Origin of the sequence: Lactobacillus sp. CBA3605, from assembly GCF_002970915.1 — a bacterium.
In the GTDB taxonomy this organism is placed as follows: Bacteria; Bacillota; Bacilli; order Lactobacillales; family Lactobacillaceae; genus Lactiplantibacillus.
Genome location: NZ_CP027190.1, coordinates 603,707 through 625,929, shown reverse-complemented (window position 1 = coordinate 625,929; position 22,223 = coordinate 603,707). Strand labels below are relative to the sequence as shown.

22 protein-coding genes are annotated in these 22,223 nt (G+C 43.7%); 21 read left to right on the top strand and 1 reads right to left on the bottom strand.

Annotated features, from left to right (window positions below; translation table 11 throughout):
* Window positions 1-240: 240 nt before the first annotated feature.
* From murA to C5Z25_RS03060, 17 genes are all read left to right on the top strand, one after another.
* The gene (murA, locus tag C5Z25_RS03140) at window positions 241-1,563 is read left to right on the top strand and encodes a UDP-N-acetylglucosamine 1-carboxyvinyltransferase (RefSeq protein ID WP_105451293.1); all 1,323 of its coding nucleotides are present in this window, start codon (window positions 241-243) and stop codon (window positions 1,561-1,563) included.
* Window positions 1,564-1,690: 127 nt separating this feature from the next.
* The gene (locus C5Z25_RS03135) at window positions 1,691-2,245 is read left to right on the top strand and encodes a GNAT family N-acetyltransferase (RefSeq protein WP_105451292.1); all 555 of its coding nucleotides are present in this window, start codon (window positions 1,691-1,693) and stop codon (window positions 2,243-2,245) included.
* A gap of 70 nt (window positions 2,246-2,315) precedes the next feature.
* Window positions 2,316-3,311, top strand: a complete 996-nt coding sequence (locus tag C5Z25_RS03130) for a rod shape-determining protein (protein WP_105451291.1) — start codon at window positions 2,316-2,318, stop codon at window positions 3,309-3,311.
* Between the two features lie 6 nt (window positions 3,312-3,317).
* Window positions 3,318-3,572: a membrane protein insertion efficiency factor YidD gene (gene yidD / locus C5Z25_RS03125; RefSeq protein WP_105451290.1), complete on the top strand. Its 255-nt coding sequence runs from the start codon at window positions 3,318-3,320 to the stop codon at window positions 3,570-3,572.
* Window positions 3,573-3,800, top strand: coding sequence for a DUF2969 domain-containing protein (locus C5Z25_RS03120; RefSeq protein WP_105451289.1), 228 nt, complete (start codon window positions 3,573-3,575; stop codon window positions 3,798-3,800). It abuts the gene before it with no gap.
* Between the two features lie 89 nt (window positions 3,801-3,889).
* Window positions 3,890-5,095 carry an FtsW/RodA/SpoVE family cell cycle protein gene (locus C5Z25_RS03115; protein ID WP_105451288.1) on the top strand — a complete coding sequence of 402 codons (1,206 nt, stop codon included), beginning with the start codon at window positions 3,890-3,892 and terminating at the stop codon, window positions 5,093-5,095.
* 28 nt (window positions 5,096-5,123) lie between these two features.
* A complete protein-coding gene (locus C5Z25_RS03110) occupies window positions 5,124-5,420 on the top strand; it encodes a glycine cleavage system H family protein (RefSeq protein WP_105451287.1) in 297 nt (98 codons plus the stop codon).
* A gap of 375 nt (window positions 5,421-5,795) precedes the next feature.
* Complete coding sequence (locus C5Z25_RS03105) at window positions 5,796-6,827, top strand: methionine ABC transporter ATP-binding protein (protein WP_105451286.1); 1,032 nt, start codon at window positions 5,796-5,798, stop codon at window positions 6,825-6,827.
* Window positions 6,820-7,512 carry a methionine ABC transporter permease gene (locus C5Z25_RS03100; RefSeq protein WP_105451285.1) on the top strand — a complete coding sequence of 231 codons (693 nt, stop codon included), beginning with the start codon at window positions 6,820-6,822 and terminating at the stop codon, window positions 7,510-7,512. The genes C5Z25_RS03105 and C5Z25_RS03100 overlap by 8 nt, the downstream gene beginning before the upstream one ends.
* A gap of 20 nt (window positions 7,513-7,532) precedes the next feature.
* Entirely contained in the window at window positions 7,533-8,363 is an 831-nt protein-coding gene (locus C5Z25_RS03095; protein ID WP_105451284.1) for a MetQ/NlpA family ABC transporter substrate-binding protein, read from the top strand.
* A gap of 150 nt (window positions 8,364-8,513) precedes the next feature.
* On the top strand, window positions 8,514-9,428 hold the full coding sequence (locus tag C5Z25_RS03090) for an L-lactate dehydrogenase (protein WP_105451283.1): 915 nt from the start codon (window positions 8,514-8,516) through the stop codon (window positions 9,426-9,428).
* Window positions 9,429-9,572: 144 nt separating this feature from the next.
* On the top strand, window positions 9,573-10,547 hold the full coding sequence (locus C5Z25_RS03085) for a DUF2785 domain-containing protein (protein ID WP_105451282.1): 975 nt from the start codon (window positions 9,573-9,575) through the stop codon (window positions 10,545-10,547).
* Between the two features lie 16 nt (window positions 10,548-10,563).
* Window positions 10,564-11,592 (top strand): zinc-binding alcohol dehydrogenase family protein, encoded by a 1,029-nt coding sequence (locus C5Z25_RS03080; protein ID WP_105451281.1) that lies wholly within the window; start codon window positions 10,564-10,566, stop codon window positions 11,590-11,592.
* 100 nt (window positions 11,593-11,692) lie between these two features.
* Window positions 11,693-12,805 carry a D-alanine--D-alanine ligase family protein gene (locus tag C5Z25_RS03075; protein ID WP_105451280.1) on the top strand — a complete coding sequence of 371 codons (1,113 nt, stop codon included), beginning with the start codon at window positions 11,693-11,695 and terminating at the stop codon, window positions 12,803-12,805.
* A 123-nt stretch (window positions 12,806-12,928) separates the two neighbouring features.
* Complete coding sequence (locus tag C5Z25_RS03070; protein WP_105451279.1) at window positions 12,929-14,512, top strand: cation:proton antiporter; 1,584 nt, start codon at window positions 12,929-12,931, stop codon at window positions 14,510-14,512.
* A 139-nt stretch (window positions 14,513-14,651) separates the two neighbouring features.
* Window positions 14,652-16,208 (top strand): glycerophosphodiester phosphodiesterase, encoded by a 1,557-nt coding sequence (locus tag C5Z25_RS03065; protein ID WP_105451278.1) that lies wholly within the window; start codon window positions 14,652-14,654, stop codon window positions 16,206-16,208.
* A 462-nt stretch (window positions 16,209-16,670) separates the two neighbouring features.
* Window positions 16,671-17,567 carry a helix-turn-helix transcriptional regulator gene (locus tag C5Z25_RS03060; RefSeq protein WP_105451277.1) on the top strand — a complete coding sequence of 299 codons (897 nt, stop codon included), beginning with the start codon at window positions 16,671-16,673 and terminating at the stop codon, window positions 17,565-17,567.
* Window positions 17,568-17,641: 74 nt separating this feature from the next.
* Here the strand turns inward: C5Z25_RS03060 and C5Z25_RS03055 are convergent, their stop codons facing one another.
* On the bottom strand, window positions 17,642-18,313 hold the full coding sequence (locus C5Z25_RS03055; protein ID WP_234002776.1) for a helix-turn-helix domain-containing protein: 672 nt from the start codon (window positions 18,311-18,313) through the stop codon (window positions 17,642-17,644).
* 286 nt (window positions 18,314-18,599) lie between these two features.
* Here C5Z25_RS03055 and C5Z25_RS03050 point away from each other — a divergent pair, with 286 nt between their 5' ends.
* The 4 genes from C5Z25_RS03050 to C5Z25_RS03035 are packed head-to-tail and all read left to right on the top strand — an operon-like array spanning window position 18,600 to window position 22,199.
* A complete protein-coding gene (locus C5Z25_RS03050) occupies window positions 18,600-19,139 on the top strand; it encodes a DUF805 domain-containing protein (protein WP_105451276.1) in 540 nt (179 codons plus the stop codon).
* Between the two features lie 11 nt (window positions 19,140-19,150).
* Entirely contained in the window at window positions 19,151-20,245 is a 1,095-nt protein-coding gene (locus C5Z25_RS03045) for a PrsW family glutamic-type intramembrane protease (protein ID WP_105451275.1), read from the top strand.
* 22 nt (window positions 20,246-20,267) lie between these two features.
* On the top strand, window positions 20,268-21,521 hold the full coding sequence (locus tag C5Z25_RS03040; RefSeq protein WP_158682895.1) for a serine hydrolase: 1,254 nt from the start codon (window positions 20,268-20,270) through the stop codon (window positions 21,519-21,521).
* Window positions 21,522-22,199 carry a zinc ribbon domain-containing protein gene (locus C5Z25_RS03035; protein WP_105451273.1) on the top strand — a complete coding sequence of 226 codons (678 nt, stop codon included), beginning with the start codon at window positions 21,522-21,524 and terminating at the stop codon, window positions 22,197-22,199. It abuts the gene before it with no gap.
* Window positions 22,200-22,223: the final 24 nt, after the last annotated feature.

The window sequence follows — 22,223 nt, the reverse complement described above, 5'->3', positions numbered from 1 at the left end:
AGGAAAGAAATTAGGACTTAACCGTTAGGCGTTAATTAAAGTGCGACCAATGATTAGGTCAATTGTTAAGTTATTTAGTCATTCGGATGGTATCCGAGCGTGATTAGTTTTGCGATTGCAAACTGGGCGCTCAACTGGAATGACCGATTCATAACAGTCACGTAACAGTTATGGGTTGGTGCCATCCCATCAGTTTGTGTCGCTAGTTTACTAATATCGTTTTGTGATGGAGGGTTATCCATGGAAGAAATTGTAGTTCATGGCGGTCAACGGTTGGCGGGTAATGTCCATATCGAAGGCGCCAAGAATGCCGTTTTGCCAATTTTGGCAGCCGGCTTATTGGCTAGTTCAGGTGTCACACATTTAACCAATGTACCGGTGTTATCCGACGTGTTCACGATGAACAATGTCTTACGCTTTTTAAATACTAAAGTTGAATTTGATGAAATTAATAAAACGGTTGATATCGATGCGAGTCAACCATTGTCAGCAGAAGCACCTTTCCAATATGTATCAAAAATGCGAGCTTCAATCGTTGTCATGGGACCATTATTGGCGCGGTTAGGGCATGCTAAAGTTGCGATGCCTGGTGGCTGTGCCATCGGTTCACGTCCAATCGACTTACATCTGAAAGGCTTAAGTGCCTTGGGAGCTGAAATCGAGCGGCATGACGGCTATGTTGAAGCAACCGCTGATAAATTACGGGGGGCGACGATTTACTTGGACTTTCCAAGTGTCGGTGCAACGCAGAATATCATGATGGCTGCGACCTTAGCTGAAGGGACAACCGTGATGGAAAACGTCGCGCGCGAACCTGAAATTGTTGACTTAGCCAACATCTTAAACCAGATGGGGGCGAAGGTTATTGGCGCCGGGACCGAAACCATTCGCATTGAAGGCGTACCTGCAATGCATGGGTGTGAACACAGCATTGTGCAAGATCGAATCGAAGCTGGGACTTTCATGGTTGCAGCAGCGGTGACGCAAGGTGACGTGTTAATTGAAGATGCAATTGCGGAACATAACAAGCCCTTGATTTCTAAAATGCGCGAAATGGGTGTAACGGTTACTGAAGAAGCTGGTGGTATTCGGGTTATCGGACCATTGAAGTTAAAGCCAACTTCGGTTAAGACGATGCCACATCCTGGTTTTCCAACGGATATGCAACCGCAAATGACGATTTTACAGCTCTGTGCCCAAGGCACCAGCTTGCTAACAGAAACTGTTTTTGAAAATCGTTTCATGCATTTGGAAGAGCTCCGGCGGATGAACGCAGATTTTAAAATTGAAGGACGTTCGGTCATCATGTATGGTCCAACTAATTTTAATGGGGCGCAAGTGACGGCAACCGATTTACGCGCCGCTGCGGCGTTAGTGATTGCGGGCTTGGTTAGCCGTGGGTATACTGAGGTCACGAACTTGAAGTATCTTGATCGGGGTTATTTTAATTTCCACGGTAAATTAGCCAAGTTAGGTGCTGAGATTGAACGGATTAACGTGCCTGATGAAGCGGTTTATGCTTTAAATCCAGATTTTGCGAGTGAAACGGCCGAACGGGCTTAGGGGTTAATTCACTAAGCTTCGTTGAATTGTAATCAAAAAATGGCTTACAAAACCTTCAAAATGCGATAAACTCGTATTTGAAGGTTTTTTTGCGAAAATATCAAGTTAATTATTCAGGAGGACCCACATGTTCATTAATATTATCGATAAACACATCTCTTTAAAACCCACTGAGTTAGCTGACGCGGAACCACTTTTTGACTTAGTCGCGGCTAATCGCACCCATTTAAAGCCTTGGTTACCTTGGGTGGACCAAACAAAGACGGTTGCTGATGAACGTCAATTTATTGAAGCAATGTTGACGAAGCAAGCCCACGGAACGGTCTTCATCACCACCATTGTGGTTGATGGTGAAGTTGCTGGTATGCTCGATATTCATAATATTAGTAGTGTGAATAAAAATGGTGAAATTGGTTATTGGTTAGGCCAAGCTTTTGTTGGCAAAGGGGTCATGACAAAGTCGGTTGAACGATTAGAAGAGTTGGCCTTTACAGAACTTGACTTACACAAATTATCGTTAGGCGCAATGGTGGCTAACCAAGCCAGTCGGCAGGTGGCTGAACGGCGGCACTATCACTTAGACGCAACTTTACCTGAAAATATTTATATTAACGGTAAATTCGAAGATGAAGTGTTCTATTCTTTAACGGTCGACCAATGGTCCAAACGGCGCGATAGCTAGGCCGTACAAGCATAATTGAGTATGCTATAATGATAAGTTGTATAACTGGATGTTTGAGAGGAGCAAAAAAATGGCTTTAGATATTGGGATTGACTTAGGGACTGCCAATGTTTTGATTTATGTCTCTGGTAAAGGAATCGTGCTCAATGAACCTTCCGTAGTGGCGATTGATACTAATACGAATCAAGTTTTAGCAGTCGGGTCCGAAGCCTATCAAATGGTTGGTAAGACCCCTAGTAATATTCGGGCAATTCGACCATTGAAGGACGGGGTAATTTCAGACTTTGATGTTACCGAAGAGATGTTGTCTTATTTCATTAAAAAATTAAATGTGCGTGGCATTATGTCACGACCAAGTATTATGATTTGTACGCCGACTAACACGACCGAAATCGAACGCAAGGCGATTTTACAAGCTGCGGAGAAGTCTGGCGGTAATAAAGTCTATCTAGAAGTTGAACCAAAAGTTGCCGCAATTGGCGCTGGGTTGGACATTTTCCAGCCACGTGGCAATATGGTGATTGATATTGGTGGTGGGACGAGTGATATTGCGGTCTTGTCATTAGGTGATATTGTGGCTAGCAGTTCGTTACGGATGGCTGGCGATCGGATGAATCAAGATATCGTGAACTACGTGAAGGATCAACATCACTTGTTGATTGGTGAACGCAGTGCCGAAAAAGTGAAGATGCAGATTGCCCAAGTCTTCAAGCAAGACGGCGACGACGATCAACATATGCAAGTTCGTGGTCGGGATACCGTTTCTGGGATGCCACGTTCAATTGAAATTGATTCGAACGAAGTTGAAGTTGCCATCCATGAGACGTTAATGCAAATTGTGACGACGGCCCATCACGTGATGGAGACGTTGCCACCTGAGATTGCGGCCGATATTATTGACCGTGGCATTATGTTGACGGGTGGGGGCGCTTTGTTGAGCGGCCTAGATCAATTAATTAGTGAGAACTTGAAAGTGCCAGTTACAGTAGCTGAAAATCCACTAAATAATGTGGCCCAAGGTGCTGGGGTCTTACTCGAGCACATGCAAAAAAGTGGGAAAAAATAAGCGCTAATGAAACGGTTTTTAATTAGTAGTATTCATTGGTATCAACGGTCATTTTCGACATTTACCCCAGCCCATTGCCGCTATGTCCCGACCTGTTCGGCTTATACGATTGAAGCCATCGAACAGTTCGGTGCTTGGCGAGGGAGCATGATGGGTGGGGCCCGGATTTTACGGTGTCATCCATTGGCTAAAGGCGGGTTTGATCCGGTACCAGCGACGTTTTCATTGCGACGTAACTCGATTGCAAAGGAGGGAAAATGAGTGTCAAAAAAAGATAAAGCAATTTCAGTAACGTTAAACGAGATGAAAGTCAATGATCAAGTCATTACGGAAGTCCTGATTGGCAAGCAAGTGATTGGTCAAGTGACACAAAATGGCGATCGCTTTGACGCTGAACTAACTAGTGATAGTAAACCATTTGCCCATAACAAATCGTTTGACGAGAGTCTACAAGAGATTCTCTCGGCTTACCATTTGCATAAAGGCTAATTTTTAATTAACCTTCAGCCTGGTCTCGTTCCTTTGAGGCCAGGTTGTTGTATAATTAAGGTTATCTTAGAAAATTAAGGAGCATTATTGTGGCAGAAGAATCTAGACTTCGTGGTCAAGCGGATGATTCACGTGTTGATTACGGTATCATATTTTCAGTAATGATGTTGGGCTTGATTGGGTTGGCGTCGATTTATGTCGCAGCTACCCATGATTCAAGTGTCGTTAGTGTAACTAAACAAGTCGTTAGTCAGATTATGTGGTTTGTCATTGGGACGGCCTTAGCGGTTATTATCATGCAATTTGATTCGGAACAATTATGGCGGGTGGCACCAATTGCGTATTGGTTTGGCATCTTTCTACTAGTTGCTGTGTTAGTTCTTTATAGTAAAGCAATGTTTAATAGTACCGGTGCCAAAAGTTGGTTTGCCGTTGGGAGCTTGACGTTCCAGCCATCGGAAGTAATGAAGCCGGCCTTTATCTTAATGTTAGGTCGGGTCGTTACGATGCACAACACCGAACATCCTGTGCATAGCATGGCTGGGGATTGGCAGTTAATTGGTAAGTTGATTGCGTACACGGTCCCCGTTGCCGTATTATTGAAGCTACAAAATGACTTTGGGACGTTGTTAGTGTTCTTTGCCATTTTAGGTGGTGTGATTATTGTTTCGGGAATTTCTTGGCGGTTATTAGCACCGGCTTTCACGCTAGTTGCAGCGTTTGCTGGCACGGTCTTATATCTGGTGATTTCTACCAGTGGTCGGCAAGTGCTAGAAGCAGTTGGCTTTAAGGCGTATCAGTTCGCACGGATTGATACGTGGTTAAATCCCGCTACAGATACATCGAATAATGCTTATCAAGTTTGGCAAAGTATGAAGGCGATTGGGTCTGGGCAAATTACCGGGCGCGGATTCAATGTGTCGCACGTCACCGTGCCTGTTCGTGAATCTGATATGATTTTTTCCGTCATCGGTGAAAACTTTGGCTTCATTGGTTGTACGGTTGTGGTGTTATTATACTTTTTATTAATTTATCAAATGATTCGGGTCACTTTTGATACGAAAAATGAATTTTATGCGTACATTTCGACCGGGGTTATTATGATGATTTTGTTCCATGTCTTTGAAAACATTGGGATGAGTATTGGTCTATTACCAATGACGGGGATTCCCTTGCCATTTATTAGTCAAGGGGGCTCGGCATTGATTGCCAATATGGCCGGTATTGGGCTAATGATGTCCATGCGGTTCCATTTCAAGTCTTATATGTTTAGTCGTAACAATCGGTTTGAGTAACGTAGTCAAGGAAAGCATGGTGGTTTAAATGAGTGAAGATGCAGCCTATTTTTGGACAAAAGATACTGATGGTCATACCCGTATTGGGTTAACTAAAGCGGCCCACGAAGCCTTGGGTGAAGTGAAATACGCTGAATTACCGGCAATCGGCGACAAAGTTAGTCAAAAAATGGCCTTTTTAAGCATTGAAGCGACCAAAGCAGTTTCGGAGTTCAACTGCCCAATTAGCGGTACCGTAATTGCCGTTAATCCAGCGCTAAAGACTGATTTCACGGTCTTGAATAGTTCAGTCGATGGCGAAGCTTGGTTAATCGACGTGGACTAATTCCATGGGCTTGACAATTTTATAAGCCCTCGGTATACTCGATACATTAATAAATCATTAAAAAAATGTCATTTTGAAAAGATGAGTACATGGCTACGATTACCAAGAGAGTCTCTGGTCGGTGTAAAAGAGATTAATCGTGAAATGGAAGATGGTCTTGAATTAATGTAGTTTGGTGAGCTTCGGTTAACCAGACTTGGGTAGCACCCATTATTGTGCTGAGTTAGAACTAACTCTTGAGGTGACTTGCGTGAGCAAGTGACAAAGATGGGTGGTACCGCGAGACTATGCTTCTCGTCCTATTGGTGATGATGATTTGAGATCATTTTTACCAGTGGGATGAGAAGCTTTTTTTGTGCATAAGGAGGAAATAAATTGATTGAATTTAAAGACGTGACCAAAACGTTTGCCAGTAAACAAGGCGCTGTTCACGCGGTGCAAGACGTCAATCTAAAAATTGAAGATGGGCATATTTATGGGATTGTGGGCTATTCCGGTGCCGGTAAGAGTACTTTGGTACGCATGTTAAACGGTCTTGAAACCCCAACCAGTGGCCATGTCACGATTGATGATGTTGAAATTTCTGCTCTGAGTGGGGCAAAATTACGGCAGCAACGGCATCAAATTGGGATGATTTTCCAACACTTTAACTTATTGTGGTCCCGGACCGTGTTGCAAAACATCATGTTTCCGTTAGAACTAACTGGGTTAAGCAAGGCTGAAGCTAAGCAAAAGGCGGCACACTTGGCAGACTTAGTTGGCTTAGCTGGTCGGGAACAAGCTTATCCATCAGAACTTTCCGGTGGTCAAAAGCAACGGGTTGGGATTGCCCGCGCTTTAGCGAATGATCCTCAGATTTTATTGTCAGATGAAGCGACCAGTGCGTTAGATCCGCAGACGACGGATGAAGTGTTGGATTTGTTATTGGATATTAATAAAAAGCTGAATCTCACCGTGGTACTGATTACGCATGAAATGCACGTTATTCGTAAGATTGCGGACCACGTTGCCGTGATGGAAAACGGGAAGATTGTCGAACATGGCCCCGTCTTAGAGGTCTTTAAACGGCCACAACAGGCGGTTACCAAGCGGTTTGTTAACGAAGAAGTGACACCGTCATTGACGGATACCACCGCCGTCGTGGATCAATTACTGACCAAGTATCCTAAAGGAACAATTGTTCAATTGACCTTTCATGGGGACCAAGCAAAATTACCGATTGTTTCTGAAATGTTGAAACAATACCCATTAGATTTAAATATTATTGAAGGTGCCATTCATCAAACTCAAGAGGGAGCCATTGGGTCGCTGTATATTCAGATTACCGGTGAGCCAGACCAAATCGACGGGGCCCTCGGCTACCTACAAAAAATGCGCGTTGAAACGGAGGTCTTAAATCGTGAATAGTCAAGGATTAGCGTCGTATTTTAAATTTTCAAATGTGGATTGGGGGAACATGTTGACGTCCACTTGGGAAACCTTGTGGCTAACCATTGGTTCCATGATTGTGGTGGCTATTTTAGGCATTGCGTTAGGGTTGCTATTATTCGAAACAACGAACAGTCATAACCCGTTGGTTAAGCTATTAAATGGCATCGTTGCCTTGTTTGTGAACGTTTTCCGGTCGATTCCATTTATCATCTTAATCGTGTTGCTGTTACCGATCACCCAAAAGTTAGTAGGGACCATCATTGGCCCACGGGCAGCGCTACCTTCATTGATTATTTCCGCCGCGCCGTTTTACGCCCGGATGGTTGAGTTAGCGTTTCATGAATTGGACCACGGGGTGATTGAAGCGGCTGAATCCATGGGGGCGACGCGGTGGCAGATTATTCGTAAAGTGTTACTGCCAGAAAGTATGCCGGCTTTGGTTTCCGGAATTACTGTGACCACAATCTCATTGATTGGGTATACGGCGATGGCGGGGGCCATTGGGGCTGGGGGCTTAGGTAACCTGGCGTATCAAGATGGTTTCCAATCCAATAACAATGCCATCACATTAGTTGCCACGGTCATCATTGTATTGATTGTCTTTATTTTCCAATTTATCGGGGATTTTGCGGTTAAACGGATTGATAAACGCACGAATTAAAATTTAGGAGGAAACTTAGTATGCGAAAAAAAGGAATTTTAGGGCTATTAGCAGTTGCTGCGACGGCTATCTTGTTGGTCGGTTGTGGGAAGACGTCATCTTCAACGGGGACGACAACGATTACGGTTGGGGCGTCATCAGTGCCACATGCGCAGATTTTAAAGCACATTCAGCCCCAACTGAAAAAAGAAGGCATCAACTTAAAAATCAAAGTCTTCCAAGATTATGTCTTGCCAAATAAGGCATTGGCGGCTAAAGAATTAGATGCAAATTATTTCCAGCACGTGCCATTTTTAAATAATTGGAATAAAGAAAACAATGGGACCTTAGTTTCAGCGGGGGCCGTACATTTGGAACCAATCGGGGTTTATTCGAAGAAAGTCAAAAATCTAAAGGATTTAAAGAATGGTGCGACAGTCTTAGTCAGCAGTAACGTGGCCGATTATGGCCGGGTCTTAACCCTCTTTAAAGACGCTGGTTTGATTACTTTGAAGAAGGGGACTGATATTACGTCAGCGACCTTTGATGACATTAAGACGAATAAGAAGAACTTGAAGTTCAAGCATTCGTATGAAGCCAAGCTCATGCCACAATTTTACAAGAATAACGAAGGCGATGCCGTCGTTATTAATGCTAATTATGCGGTTCAAGCAGGCCTTGATCCTCGTAAGGATACCATTGCCCTTGAAAAGTCAGATTCACCATACGCTAATATTGTGGCGGTTCGTAAGGGTGATCAGAATAAGCCGGCTATCAAAAAATTGATGAAGGCGTTACGTTCTAAGAGTACGCAAAGCTGGATTAAGAGCCATTACAAAGGGGCCATCTTACCAGTGACGAAAACCAACTAAAACTTAGTTCAGGCAAAAGTCGGTCAATTAAAAAATTGATCGGCTTTTTTATGCGTCAAACTAGGGATTAGACGCTGTCTAGCTTGACTTTGCGGGGGCTGCAAGGTAGTCTAAACTAAAGAAAATAAATTGCAGAATGGAGTTAGCAAGATGCGTAAATACGGTGTGATTGGTCTGGGTCAAGTGGGCGCAACGGTGGCTTATACGTTGGTTCAACAAGGGATTGTCGATGAGTTGGTCTTAATTGATCATAATGAAGCTTTGGCGCAAGCCCAAAAACTTGATTTAGATGATGCTTCAGCGCGGTTAGCCTCAACGACGAAAATTATTTTGAACGATTATGCGGCGTTGCTTGATGCTGAAGTTTTAATCGTTGCCTCTGGGAACATTAAAGCCATTGATATGAACAGTCCTAAGGGCCGCTTTGGTGAATATGATTCTAATCAAGCCATTGTCCGAGATATTGCACCAAAAATTGTGGCTTCTGGTTTTAAGGGCATTCTCATTGATATTATGAATCCTTGTGATGTTATGACTGATTATTTACAACGGATGACCGGCTTTGATCGGAACCGGGTCTTTGGAACGGGGACGTTCTTAGATACGGCGCGGATGCAGAAATATGTCGGCCAGGCAGTTGGTACGAATGGTAAGAATGTCGCCGGTTATGTCTATGGCGAGCATGGTAATTCTCAGTTTGTCGCTTGGTCAACAGTCAGTGTTAATGGTCAACCAATTAAGAATTTCAAAGGGTTGGATTTGGACCAGTTAGAAGAAGATGCACGCCAAGGCGCTTTTGCTGTGATGAACGGCAAGCATTATACCAACTTCGCCATTGCGACTTGTGCCGTACGGTTGGCAGAAGCCGTCAGTGCCGATGCGCAGTTGGCTTGTCCGGTATCCGCATTTGATCCTGAATTTGGGACTTATGTGGGAATGCCGGCAGTTATTGGTAAAAATGGTGTGGAATCATTGATTCATTTGGACTTAACGGCGGATGAACAAGCAGCTCTAACCGCTTCAGCCAAGTTCATCAAGTCAAATGTGGATGTTTTACCGCAATAGTCATTTTGAACGAAAGTGGAGTTATTTTAGTGCCATTTGAGGCTAAAGTAACTCTTTTTTTAAGCTGGTTAGAACGTGTAACTAATGTGATTTGCGGGGTAATCATGCTAAAATGAAGGTTAAACTAAGCAATCGAGGTTATTTATGGACACACAAAAATTAGCAACTTTAAAAGCTGATGTTTTGAAATTACGACAGCATTTGCGTGCCGGCGAACTCTACCAATCATTGCCGCAACGACTGGGCTATTTAATCAATCAAGTCCCAGTCGAACCAGCCACTACGGTAACGATACCGGATGATGGTGAAGTCTTAACATTAATTAAGCAACTACACGATGGCTTAGAAGCCGGAACGTTAACTGAAATTACAGATGCACAGCTCCAACAATTAATTGAACATTTAGGCTCATTGAATCCCGCAGTTCGTGACCGTGGGTGTTATTATTTATTAAATGAATCGTTACAACAGCAATTATTAACGGCGACGCAACTGGGCGTTATCTTTGACTTAGTCATTCAAGATCAACAGTTATTTGCCCACATTGATCAAACTGAAAATGATGCCGTTTATCAACGGTCCTTTAGTATTTTAATTTTATCGATTTTAGTCTATGCGGACCACGCCGGGCTATCATTTATGACGGCCGCACGGTTAGAACAGTTAGTTCAACAATTTATCGTTTACATGGTTTTAGAACGTGATACGCGGGGCTTTATCGGCCAATCGGGTTGGGCGCATGCTTATACCCATATTGGTAACTTATTAGATGAATTAGGCGATGAACAGAAGTTGGCGCGGGCGGATAAGTTGATGATGCTGGCCGTCTTGATTGAACGGTATCAGCGCTTATCGACGCCATTGATTTTTGGCGAACCAGAGCGCTTAGCGACTTATTTAGCTGCCATTACCAGTCGTGATGACTTGTATGCGGATTATTTGTTGTTGGCGTTTAAACGTTGGCATCAACAATTAGTGATGCAACCGGCACCAGCGACGGAAGCTGCTTGGACGCGAGTTTTTAATCGCAATCGGTTATTAGAAGCCATGGCACTGCATGATGATTTTCCAACGTCAGTGGTGGATTATCTAGATGATGAATTGGAATTTTTAGGTTAGGAAGGAAGCTAGTTCGATGCGAGCAAAAGCAGTAGGCAGTTATGTCGGGTTACCCATTAGTGATCCAGCTAGTTTTAAAGATGTCACGATTGAGGTGCCAGCGCCGACTGGTCGCGACGTGTTAGTTGAAATTCAAGCGGTCGCTGTCAATCCGGTTGACACGAAACAACGGCAGGGACAATCTGCCACGGCAATCCCACGTATCCTGGGATTTGATGCCATTGGTAAGGTCATTGCGGTTGGTGAAACGGTGACGACCATAATGACGGATGACGTGGTCTATTATGCGGGTGATGTGACCCGTCCGGGGAGTAATGCCCAGTATCAGTTAGTCGATGAACGGTTAATTGCGCTAGCACCCAAAACGTGGTCAATTACGGATGCCGTTGGGTTACCATTAACTGCACTGACAGCGTGGGAAGCCCTCTTCGAAAAGCTAGGTTGGCAGGCTCAAGCTCAGGCTAATCAGGGTCACTCGGTGTTAATCATCAATGGAGCCGGTGGGGTTGGGTCAATCGCCATTCAGTTAGCGAAGTGGGCCGGCTTGACGGTGATTACGACGGCCGGGCAAGCTAAAACGAAAGCCTGGGTGCAAAACTTAGGTGCTGATGTGGTGTTGGATTATCATGAAGACTTGGGCTCACAGTTGCAAGCTCACGGGATTACTACCGTGGATAGTGCGCTATTATTGCATTCAACTGATCGTTATTTACCACTGGTTGCCCCGTTAATGCGGCCGCTAAGTACGATTGTTGCCGTGGTAACGAATGCTCAGCCGTTACCAATGGCATTGCTAAAAAATAAAGGACTTAACTTTGCTTGGGAGTTCATGTTTACTAAGTCGCAGTATCAATTGCCAGAATTAGCGACCCAAGGCATGATGTTGGCTCGGGTCGCCCAATTAGCGGATGACGGTGACTTGCAAGCCACAACGCAGCAAATCATAACCGGGCTGAATGCAGCCAACTTAAAGCAAGCCCATCAGATTGTCGAAACGGGGCAGATGCTTGGTAAATTAGTCTTAACGACTGATTTTGAGGCTTAATTGTGATTAAACATTGCAAAAATGTTTTCAATCGTGATGAGATATTGTAGAATTAGATAAGCCGTAGTATGAAATAAATCTTGATAGGATGAACTTAATAATGGAGACACAAACAAAGATCCATGTTGGCTTGTTATTTGGCGGGAACTCTTCGGAACATGATGTTTCAAAGCGTTCAGCGCACAATATTTACGATGCCATGGACAAAACGAAGTATGATATCGATTTGTTCTTATTAACGAAGGACGGGATTGTTTTAAGTGACGCTGCAACACGACGCGTCTTTAATGGCGAGCCCGAAGACCAAGTTGTGGCGACCGAACTGCCAAAACTCGATATGAGTGATCCATTGGCGCCCATCAAGAACTTAGCAGCGGCTAAGGATATTGATATTTTTTATCCCGTCGTACATGGGAATTTAGGTGAAGATGGGACGTTGCAAGGGTTATTCAAGTTATTGAAAAAACCGTACGTCGGCAGTGGTGTATTAGCGTCGGCTGCCAGCTTTGACAAGGATATTACGAAGCAGATTTTGACGCATCATCATATTCAAAACACGAAATATGTGGTGGTGACGCCGGAAAATCGGGATCAGATGACTTATGCGTATTTGCGTGAAAATGTGAGTGATCATTTGTTCATTAAGCCAGCCAACCAAGGGTCATCAGTCGGCATTCATAAAGCTGAAAATGAACAAGACTACTTGGCCGGTTTAGCGGATGCTTTCAAGTATGATTACAAGATTTTAGTGGAAGCTTCTGTGGATAATCCCCGTGAAGTTGAATGTTCAATCTTAGGTAATGAAGATGCGAAGGCCTCGAAGTTAGGCGCTATAGATGTGCCTAAGTCTGATACTTTTTATGATTATAATAATAAGTTCGTGGACGCTAGTGGCGTGACCTTTGAATTGCCTGTTGAGTTACCTGATGATTTAACGAAACGGATTCAACAAATGTCCTTGGATGCCTTTAAAGCGTTAGGCTTAAAAGGGATGGCACGAGTGGACTTCTTAGTTTCTGAAGATGGCGAACCTTATTTGGGCGAAATCAACACTTTACCTGGGTTTACAAACATTAGCTTGTATCCTAAGTTGTGGGAAGTTTCTGGAATTGGCTATGCCGACTTAATCGACCGGTTGATTCAACTCGGTTTTGATGAATTCAAGCGTCAATCAGAAATTCATTATGATTTTGTGAGTTTAGACGCCGAATAACGTAGTGGTAATCGAATATTTGAGCGTTGCAGACGAGCTTAGGCAAGATGGCCTAGGCTCGTTTTAATGGTTTTAAAGTGGGGGAGTCGGACCAATAAGGGCTCCTGATAGGAGGCAGAATAAATGGCACTGCTTATTTCAATTTTTGTTTTGGCTATCACGGTGGCATTAACCAACCTGGTTGCACAATGGTTACCTAAAATTTCAAAAACGTATTTGGCATTATTTGCGGGGATCATCATTGGTATGATTCCGAGTTTAAATCAATTAGTTCCGAATTTTGAAAATGATGTCTTTATGTTGCTGATATTGGCACCCCTGTTGTTTTTTGAAGGTCAAGTCACACCAATGGTTAAGGTTGGTAAAGGGATTCCTAGTATTTTAGGGACTGCGTTCATTTTGGCAATTGCGTCAGCAATCGTGGCAACTTTAGGGTTGAGTAAGGGCTTTGCAATTGGTCTTCCTGTGGCGCTGATAATGGTGGCAATCAGTACACCAACGGATGCGACTGCCTTTGAATCGGTTATTTCTGGCCGAAAGTTCAGTGAACGCTTGGTTGATCATTTGAAGATGGAGTCACTCTTTAATGATGCGACTGGGCTAATTCTGCTGGAAGCCGGTGTGTTATGGCTTAAAACGAGCCAGCTTGCTTTAGCCGGCAATATAGGGCGGTTACTCGTGTCAGCGATTGGTGGGGTCATCGTAGGTGGTGGACTTGCTTTGGGCTTTATGTTGTTTCGACAAGCCTTTGCCCGGACAGAATCGAATGTGGTTTCATCACAAACGCTTATTTATTTGTTAACGCCGATTATTATTTACTTAATTGCTGAGAAACTAATGGTTTCGGGGATTATTGCGGTGGTAGTCGCTGGTTTAATCCATAATGGAGAGGCCAATAGTAGTCGATTCACGGTCCCACGCCAAATGTATTTCGGCACAGAATTAATGAATTTTGGTTCAGAAATTTTAAATGGTAGTGTCTTTGTTATTTTAGGAATTAGTCTTGAACGGATCTTTCGGGCGCAATATCAGCAGATGTTTGTCTCGTTACGGTGGTTATGGCTAGGATTAGCTATTTACGGTTTATTAGTCATTTGCCGTCTAGGATATGCTTATCTTTTCGTAACTAAACGGCACTGGCAAGCAAGTTGGTTATTTGCTTTAGGCGGTGTCCACGGTGCAGTTACCCTCGCGATGACTTTTTCGATTTCAGGCGTTGTGACAACGGCTCAATTTGACCAGATTATTCTGGTCGAGACGGTGGTTATTATTGTGAGTATGTTGGTACCCACAATTGCCTTTAAATGGCTATTGCCACGCGATGGCGACGCGTTGAATAAGCCGATGGTATTAGCACATTTACGACGCGAAATGACGGCAGTTGGAATTGCCCGGGTAGAGGCGCTAAATTTAACTCCCGAGCTAAAAAAAACGGTTATTTATGATTTGCAGGACCAGACAAAAAATAATCCATTGGGGGCTTTTGTGCGGCGCTGGCGAAGAATGACGAGTCGGACTGAAGCGGTTAGTCTTATTCAGAGTCGTGATCAGCGCTGGGCTATGATGCAGGCTTTTGCAAGTGAACGTGCTTTTTTAGCTGAGCAGGCGCATCAACATGTGGTGGCGGTTGATCTTATCCACGATATTTATACGGAAGTGTTGATGTCGGAAGCGCTAGTCGTTGACCCATACAGTCGGATGGTCTAGTACAAGTTAGGTCTCTCAGAGTGATTTGAGGGACCTTTTTGATTGCTGAAAATTGGGATGCGGGTCTTTTAATTAGCGGTAAATTCACATAAGATAGACTGAGAGAGCTTTAGTTTAAGATAACGAAGGAGATGGGGACATGCGATCACGGGGCTGGCAAGTAATCAACCGGGGCGTACAACAGTTACAGGGGCCACTGACACTTTGGTGGAGTGGTGGCTTGGCAGTTGCGCTGGGTGTCAAAGTTTTAGGTATTCAGTTTGGCGGGATGATTAGTTTATTTGGTCTATTAGGACTGAGTTGCTGGTTGCCGTGGTTAGCTGAAAAATCAGCGGCACGGACTTGGTCTTGGCGACAGCGTCGGTTGATTTGGGCCTTACAACTTTTATTAGGGTTAATTTGGCTACCTTTAGGTTGGGGTGGCTATTTAGCGACACTACAAGCCAGTATCCGGTTAGCGGTGCCATTACAGAATAGCCTGTTTATGACACGTTACGACTGGGGACCGTGGGTCGGTGGTGGGTGGCTATGCTTATGGTTGGTTGCCTTTAAGTGGTTACCAAGTTGGCGACAACAATTACGCCAGCCAACGACGTGGCGCGCCTGGTGGACAATGGGCTGGCAGACGAGTTGGTGGTCAGTCATCAAACGGCTGTTACGAGGCCTGGTCCCTTTGATTGGCTGGGGAATCTTAGCTAGTAGCCTCCTGGTAGCCTTAACATTTGGGATTGAACAGCTAAATGTGACTGCCGGGCGCTTGATGGCAATTGTTAGTTTAGCAACGTTGCAGAGTGGTGTCTGGCTAGTGTTAGCCGGAAGTTGGGGACTGCTGGTCGCACCGATGCAACCACAGCGCCAGCGACTTGGGCGTTATTTAATGCTGGTGTTAGTTGGCCTTAATTTGGGCTATGCAACTTGGTGGCTTCAAACGCCACCTAAGACAACACCAGCGGTAATTGCTCATCGTGGTGTTAATGGACCCGATGGTGTTCAAAATACAACTAGCGCGCTAAAACGGACGGTTAAGGCGGCCCAACCGACGATGGTCGAGATGGACATTCAACCGACCGCTGATCGTCATTGGGTCGTGATGCATGATGCCACTTTGACTAATTTAGCACGGCGACCGGGGCCAGTTGCTGATTATCGGTTAGATCAACTCGCCGGGTTACCGTTGCGCGAGCATGGGCACCGTGGTGAATTAAGTACCTTTGATCATTATTTGGCAACTTCGAAACAGTTGAAGCAACCGTTACTTGTTGAAATCAAGGCAGTTGGCAACGTCGCACCGTTAATGACGCCATTCGCTAACCGTTATGCGGCGACAATCGAGCAGCGGCACGATGCGGTGCATTCGTTAGATTATCAAGTGGTACTGCGGTTGAAACAGCACACACCGCAATTACGGGTGGGGTATATCATGCCATTTTATTTAACTAACTTGGCGCCTAATCAGGCAGATTTTTACTCGTTACAAGCATTGACGGTCACCCGTGAACAACTGACAGCCGCTAACCGTGAACATAAAGCCGTTTATTTATGGACGGTGGACCGCCGGCTAGCCCTAAGCCGGTTGGCAGTTAGTGGTGCAACCGGCCTGATTACCAATCAGCCTGGTCGATTACGGCAGTTACAAAAACGACCACAACATTACTATGGCTATCAGCTCATTAATTGGTTAATGGGTTGGTTATAGTTAATTGTGGGTTGCATGAGAAAGTTAATGATGGCATGAGGGGCCGTGATGTGCGCTAAACGGTAATGAGATGTGAGGTTGCTTGACGAAAATAAATCCTGGTCTTATCCACTTTAAATCGCTTTCGACAGTCTGGTGAGTCACCAAACTTTACGTAGATAAGTTTGGTGAACTAATTGGAACTGCTGGTGATTAATGAGTGAATGCAGGTATAAAACATGATATAACTTAATATTAAATAAGAATTACTCTTATTTCTTGCGTATTATGTATTATCTGAATATAATAATATGCGTAATTGGTATTGTCCAATTTATCAAAAGTGGGCAGTCCAATTATTGAATTGGTCTATTGGGGATTGATAAGGTGGTTAACGACATTTAGGTTGCGAGTGGGGTCGGACTAAATGGTGATCAAATTAGTGTTAGGTTGAAAGGCAACAGACATAAAGAGGGGTTTAAGATGAGAATATTGGGAGAGAAAGTTCGGCAATTTCGGAAGCGAAAAGGCATGTCGCAAAAGGAATTGGCGGAGGGTATTTGTACCCAGGCCACGATTAGTTTAATTGAGAAAAAAAGTAAGATTCCCAGCATGAAAATTATGATGAAAATTTGTAATCGTTTGGGCATTCGATTGTCAGAAGTCATCATTGAAAATGATGATCAATTATATCGGACTTTTAAAAAGATTAATTTATTAATTCGGCAGGATAATTTGGAAGCGGCGAATACGACCTTTACAAAAATCCGACCGAAACAGTTACGGAGTATTACTGATAAAAAACAATATTATTATTATGAAGGTTACTTACAATTGATGTTAGGTGACAATGCGGATGAAGCTATTTTTAACTTTGGAATGTTATTAAATCAATTTGTCAAATCAAGTCATGATATGTTTGCGATTTTAGCGACTTTAGGCACAGGCTTGGCTTACGAACGCAAGCAATCCTACGACAAAGCTGAAATTTTTGTAAAGCAAGCGGTGGCAACTTTGGATAACATGGATGCCGAAGCGTTGCCCATTGGTGATGATGATTATCTACAAAATGAAATCTTAATCTATGCGTCCGCTGCACAATTATATGCTAAAATTAATTTTCCAGAAGCAGCCTTAGAGCTCATTGATTTAGCGTTGAAGAAAGCACAAGAAAGTCAATCATTATACTTGCTAGATCGCTTGTATGCACAAAAAGCGGCCAATGAAGTTGTTTTAAACGATATTCAAGCGGCCCATGACCATTATTATGTGGCCTATGCCTTAAGCCTAGTGACGCATAATGCGACTTTAACCCAAAAAATCACCGAAGAAATGGCCAATTATCACATTGCACCATTGCAAGTGGCTAAAGAAGCCTGAGTGATTAATCAAAAGCGCTAAGCTTTCCAAATTTAGGAAAGCTTAGCGCTTTTTTGATGCGTTCAAATTCAGGCTCAGCCGTTGATTGCGCGGTGCACGTTAATCACGACCCCAGTAAAGATTGTTTTAAATTCACTGCCAGTTATTACGAGTGGTTCTTCACTTTCACGTGGATTGATAATGAAATAGTGATCATCTGTAATCCAAAGGACGCGGCGAATGACGGTGTTATATTGATGCTTTAAGTTGACAGCCACTAGCCGGCTACGATGAATTTCAGAAAACAAACTTAGTTTTGGATTGGTACTAATGATTGCTAAATCACCAGGTAAAATACCTTCACTGTGCATGTTGTCCTCGGTAATGCGCAACCAATAATAGTGTGTTTGATGACTGGCCCCTAATGGTGGGAGTTGGGTGTAGACGCGCTGATTGGTGGGTAAGATGATTTGATCATTGGCGCCAATCAGTGAAATTTTGTGTGCTGTTTGAGTCGGTGACAAGTTAAGCTCCGGGTTTGAATTCTCAGGTAGAAGTCCTGCTAGTTCGAAGATTGTATTAGTAGAAATACGTAGTCCCGTTGCAATTTTTCTTAAGGTTTCTGGTTTTGGAATTTTACGTTTATTATTTTCAACTTGTGAATAATAGGAAGAAGAAATACCGCCATAAAGAGCGACTCTGCGTACGGAATAGCCTTTTTGCATTCTAAGTTCTTTTAAACGACTACCAAAGGTTTTGTCGACCAAAAAATCACCCCTTGTATCACATTAGTATAGCAATGGAAGCAGGGATTCTATACTGATAGGTGGATGATATTGCTAAAAGTGCTTGCTAAAGTAAAACGATATAATTATAATTTTGTATAGGAATATGTGAATACGTTTATTAATTTGTTAGTTAAAGTGGGAAACAACTGCAGGTAAGTCATTTGCAAAGTCGAGAAAGGCAATGGAATCAGCAGTTGTGACATTTGCGATACTAGCTAGTTAGGTAACGACGTTCGCAAAAGTGATACACTTTGGAGGAATTATAATGAGTTTTTGTCCTAGATGTGGTTCGAAGATTGATCGTGAGACCCGCTTTTGTCCAAACTGTGGTTTAGATTTAAGTCAGATTAGCACTGATGAGAGTACTGTAGTAACGCCACCAGTAACGCCCACTATGAATCCAGCGCAACCGCAAGTGACACGTAATCAAGCAACACCCAATATTGATTATCAATCGAATTTGGGATTGGTGGGGGCCTTTAAGGAATACTTTAGTAAATATGCGCAGTTCCGTGGTCGAATGAGCCGTGCAAACTACTGGTGGTCAATCCTAGCCTATGAGTTATGTTATTTGGTGTTGATGGCTATTTATCTGTTGTTTGATGCGCAACTAGGTCAGTTATTACTGACTATTTTCTCGGCGGTCTTTTGTTTGCCATCATTGACGGCGGTTAGTCGCCGCTTGCATGATGGCAATCGGTCATTTGCCAATTACTGGTGGATGCTACTACCAATTGTAGGTTGGATTTATTTACTTGTTTTGTTATGTCGTCGTGGGGATACCCAAGCCAATCGGTTTGAATAGAGGATTTTAGTATGAATAATGTTAGTTTTTGTCCCAAATGTGGTCAGGCATTGGCTGATGGGGCCAAGTTCTGCACTAATTGTGGTTTTAATGTCAGTGACATGCACGTAACTGCGGCGACGAATCAGCAGCAAGCACAAGCTGCTCATCCAACGCAAAATTTGTTTGATTCGGCGACGGAAAAGTTAAACAGTTGGACCGGTGAACAGAAGAAGGTACCGATTCATTTGGGCACCATGTTCAGTGAAGTTTTTAAATCGCATTCTGAAACGGAAGCCGAAGCGCTCTTCATTGTTGGGACTAGCCAAACGACGCCAACTTTGGCACAGGTGAGTGATTCACCGGTGAAACCGTGGTTATTTTCACGCGTGTTAGCGTTATTTATTTTAACGATTAGCTTACTTGTCGGCAGTCTCTATGTTTTAAATGGGCAAAAGATGTACGTTGGGTTGATTTCGATTAGCTCATTAGCAGTGCCGTTTTCCCTATTAATTATGTTTTTTGAGATTAATACGTTTAAAAATATTAGTATTTTTAAAGTCACTAAGATTTTCATGGTGGGTGGTGTGGCTTCACTATTGGCTACGTTGGGATTATATCAATTTGTTGAAATTGGTCAAATGTCAATTGTGACAGCGGCCATTGTCGCCGTAATTGAAGAGACTGGTAAGTTAATCATGATTGCTTACTATATTAATCGGATTAATACCAAGTTTATTTTAAATGGCATGTTGATTGGCGCGGCCATCGGTGCTGGCTTTGCGACGTTTGAAACAGCTGGTTACGCCGGTGAATTAGGGGTATCCGTATTGCTACTGCGGGGTGTTACGGCATTGGGGACTCATACCTTATGGTGTGCCATTGTTGGTGCTGCCTTAGCGCTAGCCAAGGGATCGGCGCCACTTTCAACCAGTGTTTTTCAGAATGGCCGTTTTATTCGATTTTTCTTATTAGCAATCGCCTTGCACGCCACTTGGGATGCACCGTTATCTTTTAATATGGAAAAGTACACCATTTTGATTATTATTGCGTGGGTCATTATATTGGTGCTGATTGATGCAGGTTTACGGGAAATTAAGACGTTGCAACAGGGGCAGACAGATTGAAAATTTGGAGGAAATGAGTGCAATGTTTTGTAAATACTGTGGGACAAAAAATCAAGCGGAAGCACGCTTTTGTCGTAACTGTGGTCAGCCACTTAGCAAAGTAGTGCCGCCTAAATCACAACTAGCAGCAACTGAATCAAGTAGTGCCGACGTAACCACTAGTCAAGCACAACGCAGTGATTCGGTTGCAACCAGTGCAAGTCAAACGTCAGCGACCGGCCAAGCTGATTCAACGGGCAATGCGCCACAACGTTCAACGGTGAAAAAGCCGCCCGAGCAGCATTATTGGTGGTTAATCATTGTGATTATTGTTCTGGTCGCAATCGTTGGCGGCGCATCCTATGCGGTCATAACGCATCACAGTCAATCCAAGTCAATGACAGTAGCGAAAAAGGCCACGCCGGCGACTGCTAAAAAAACGGCGGCACAATCAAGTCAATCAACTAAAAAGCAGTCGTCATCGGTGGCAACTAAAACGTCATTTCCGAAAGCAAGCATTAAACAGGCGATTAATACGAGCTTGTCGGGGCTAAAGGGGACAACGTCAGTAGCCGTAGCCGCAACGGATAGTTCGGCCAAAGTGGTCCAAAACGACCAGTCCCAACGGGCCGCAAGCTTGATTAAACTGTTTATTTTGATTACAGCTTACCATCAAGTTGATTCAGACCAGTTAAACTTGGATGAGAGTTATACGTTAACGGCTAACGACAAAGTTGGTGGCACGGGGACGCTCCAAGGGCTGCCGACTGGTAGTAAGTTAAGTTATCGTGAAATCTTGAAGCGCATGATGGATGAAAGTGATAATACGGCAGCAAATATCATGATTGATAAAGTTGGCGGTATTAGTACGATTAATGCTGAAATTGAACGATTAGATTTAAGTGAAACACAACTAGAACGAAAGATGATGGATACAGCTGCATTGGCTGATGGCAAGGATAACTACACTTCAGTGACTGATGTTGCGACGGTTTTAACTAAGATGTACTCAGGCAAGCTGATTTCGCGGACTGCGGATCAGGCCATGCTAACAATCATGCGCCAAAATGCGAATCATGCTAAATTACCGCATGATTTACCAAGTGATGCGATTGTTTATAACAAAACCGGTGAGTATGGGGATTATGGCGTTCAAAATGATGCGGCGATTATCAAGAATACGCAGGGGGCATTTGTTGTCGTGGTCTTATCACAAGATGGTGATGAAACCGAACAAGTTACAGCAATGAACAGTCTGGGGACCAAGCTGTATCAGGCTATTTTGGAGGATAACTAAATGAAATTTTGTATTAAGTGTGGTCAAAAAATTGAAGCTGATTCTGAATTTTGCCCGTTTTGCGGGACGAAGCAACCGGCAAGGTCTGAAAAGCCAAGTCCGCAGGCTGTTGCGCCGGCAAGTGCGGTCAGCAAATCTGAACCGGTAACGTCGGCAACGCAGCCACAGCAATCAGTGCCAGTTGCTGATGTCCCACCGGTCAATCAAGCAACCAGTCAGTCCGCACCCACAGCGCCAGCTAGTCACAGTAGTTTATCAATTATTATTGGCGTGATTGTCTTGGTTATCGTGGTTGGTTTGGGGAAGTATGGCTATGATACTTATCAGCGGAACCATTTGTCGGAACAGGCGATTGCTGATATTAGTCAAACGGTAGTTACCGAGCACCTCGGTTCAAGCAATGAAGTTTATTACTCAAAACGCACGAACTCAATTCGAGTGATTCCAGATTATGATTCCAAGCTTTATCAGGCCGTTGAGGATGTGATTACTTACGATGACAGTAATGGCATTATTTCAACTTATCTGGAAAAATTCAAAAAAATCTCTGAGGAAATGGCCGACAAAATGCCGACGAAGGATCATGATGTCAAAGTTCAGTTAGTCAATCCTGAGAATGAGGATCGGTATTTGTACATTGTTGAAAATGGGACGGTTATTTATGATTTTAATGATTAGCGCCGGGGGACCAGCAATTTTGGA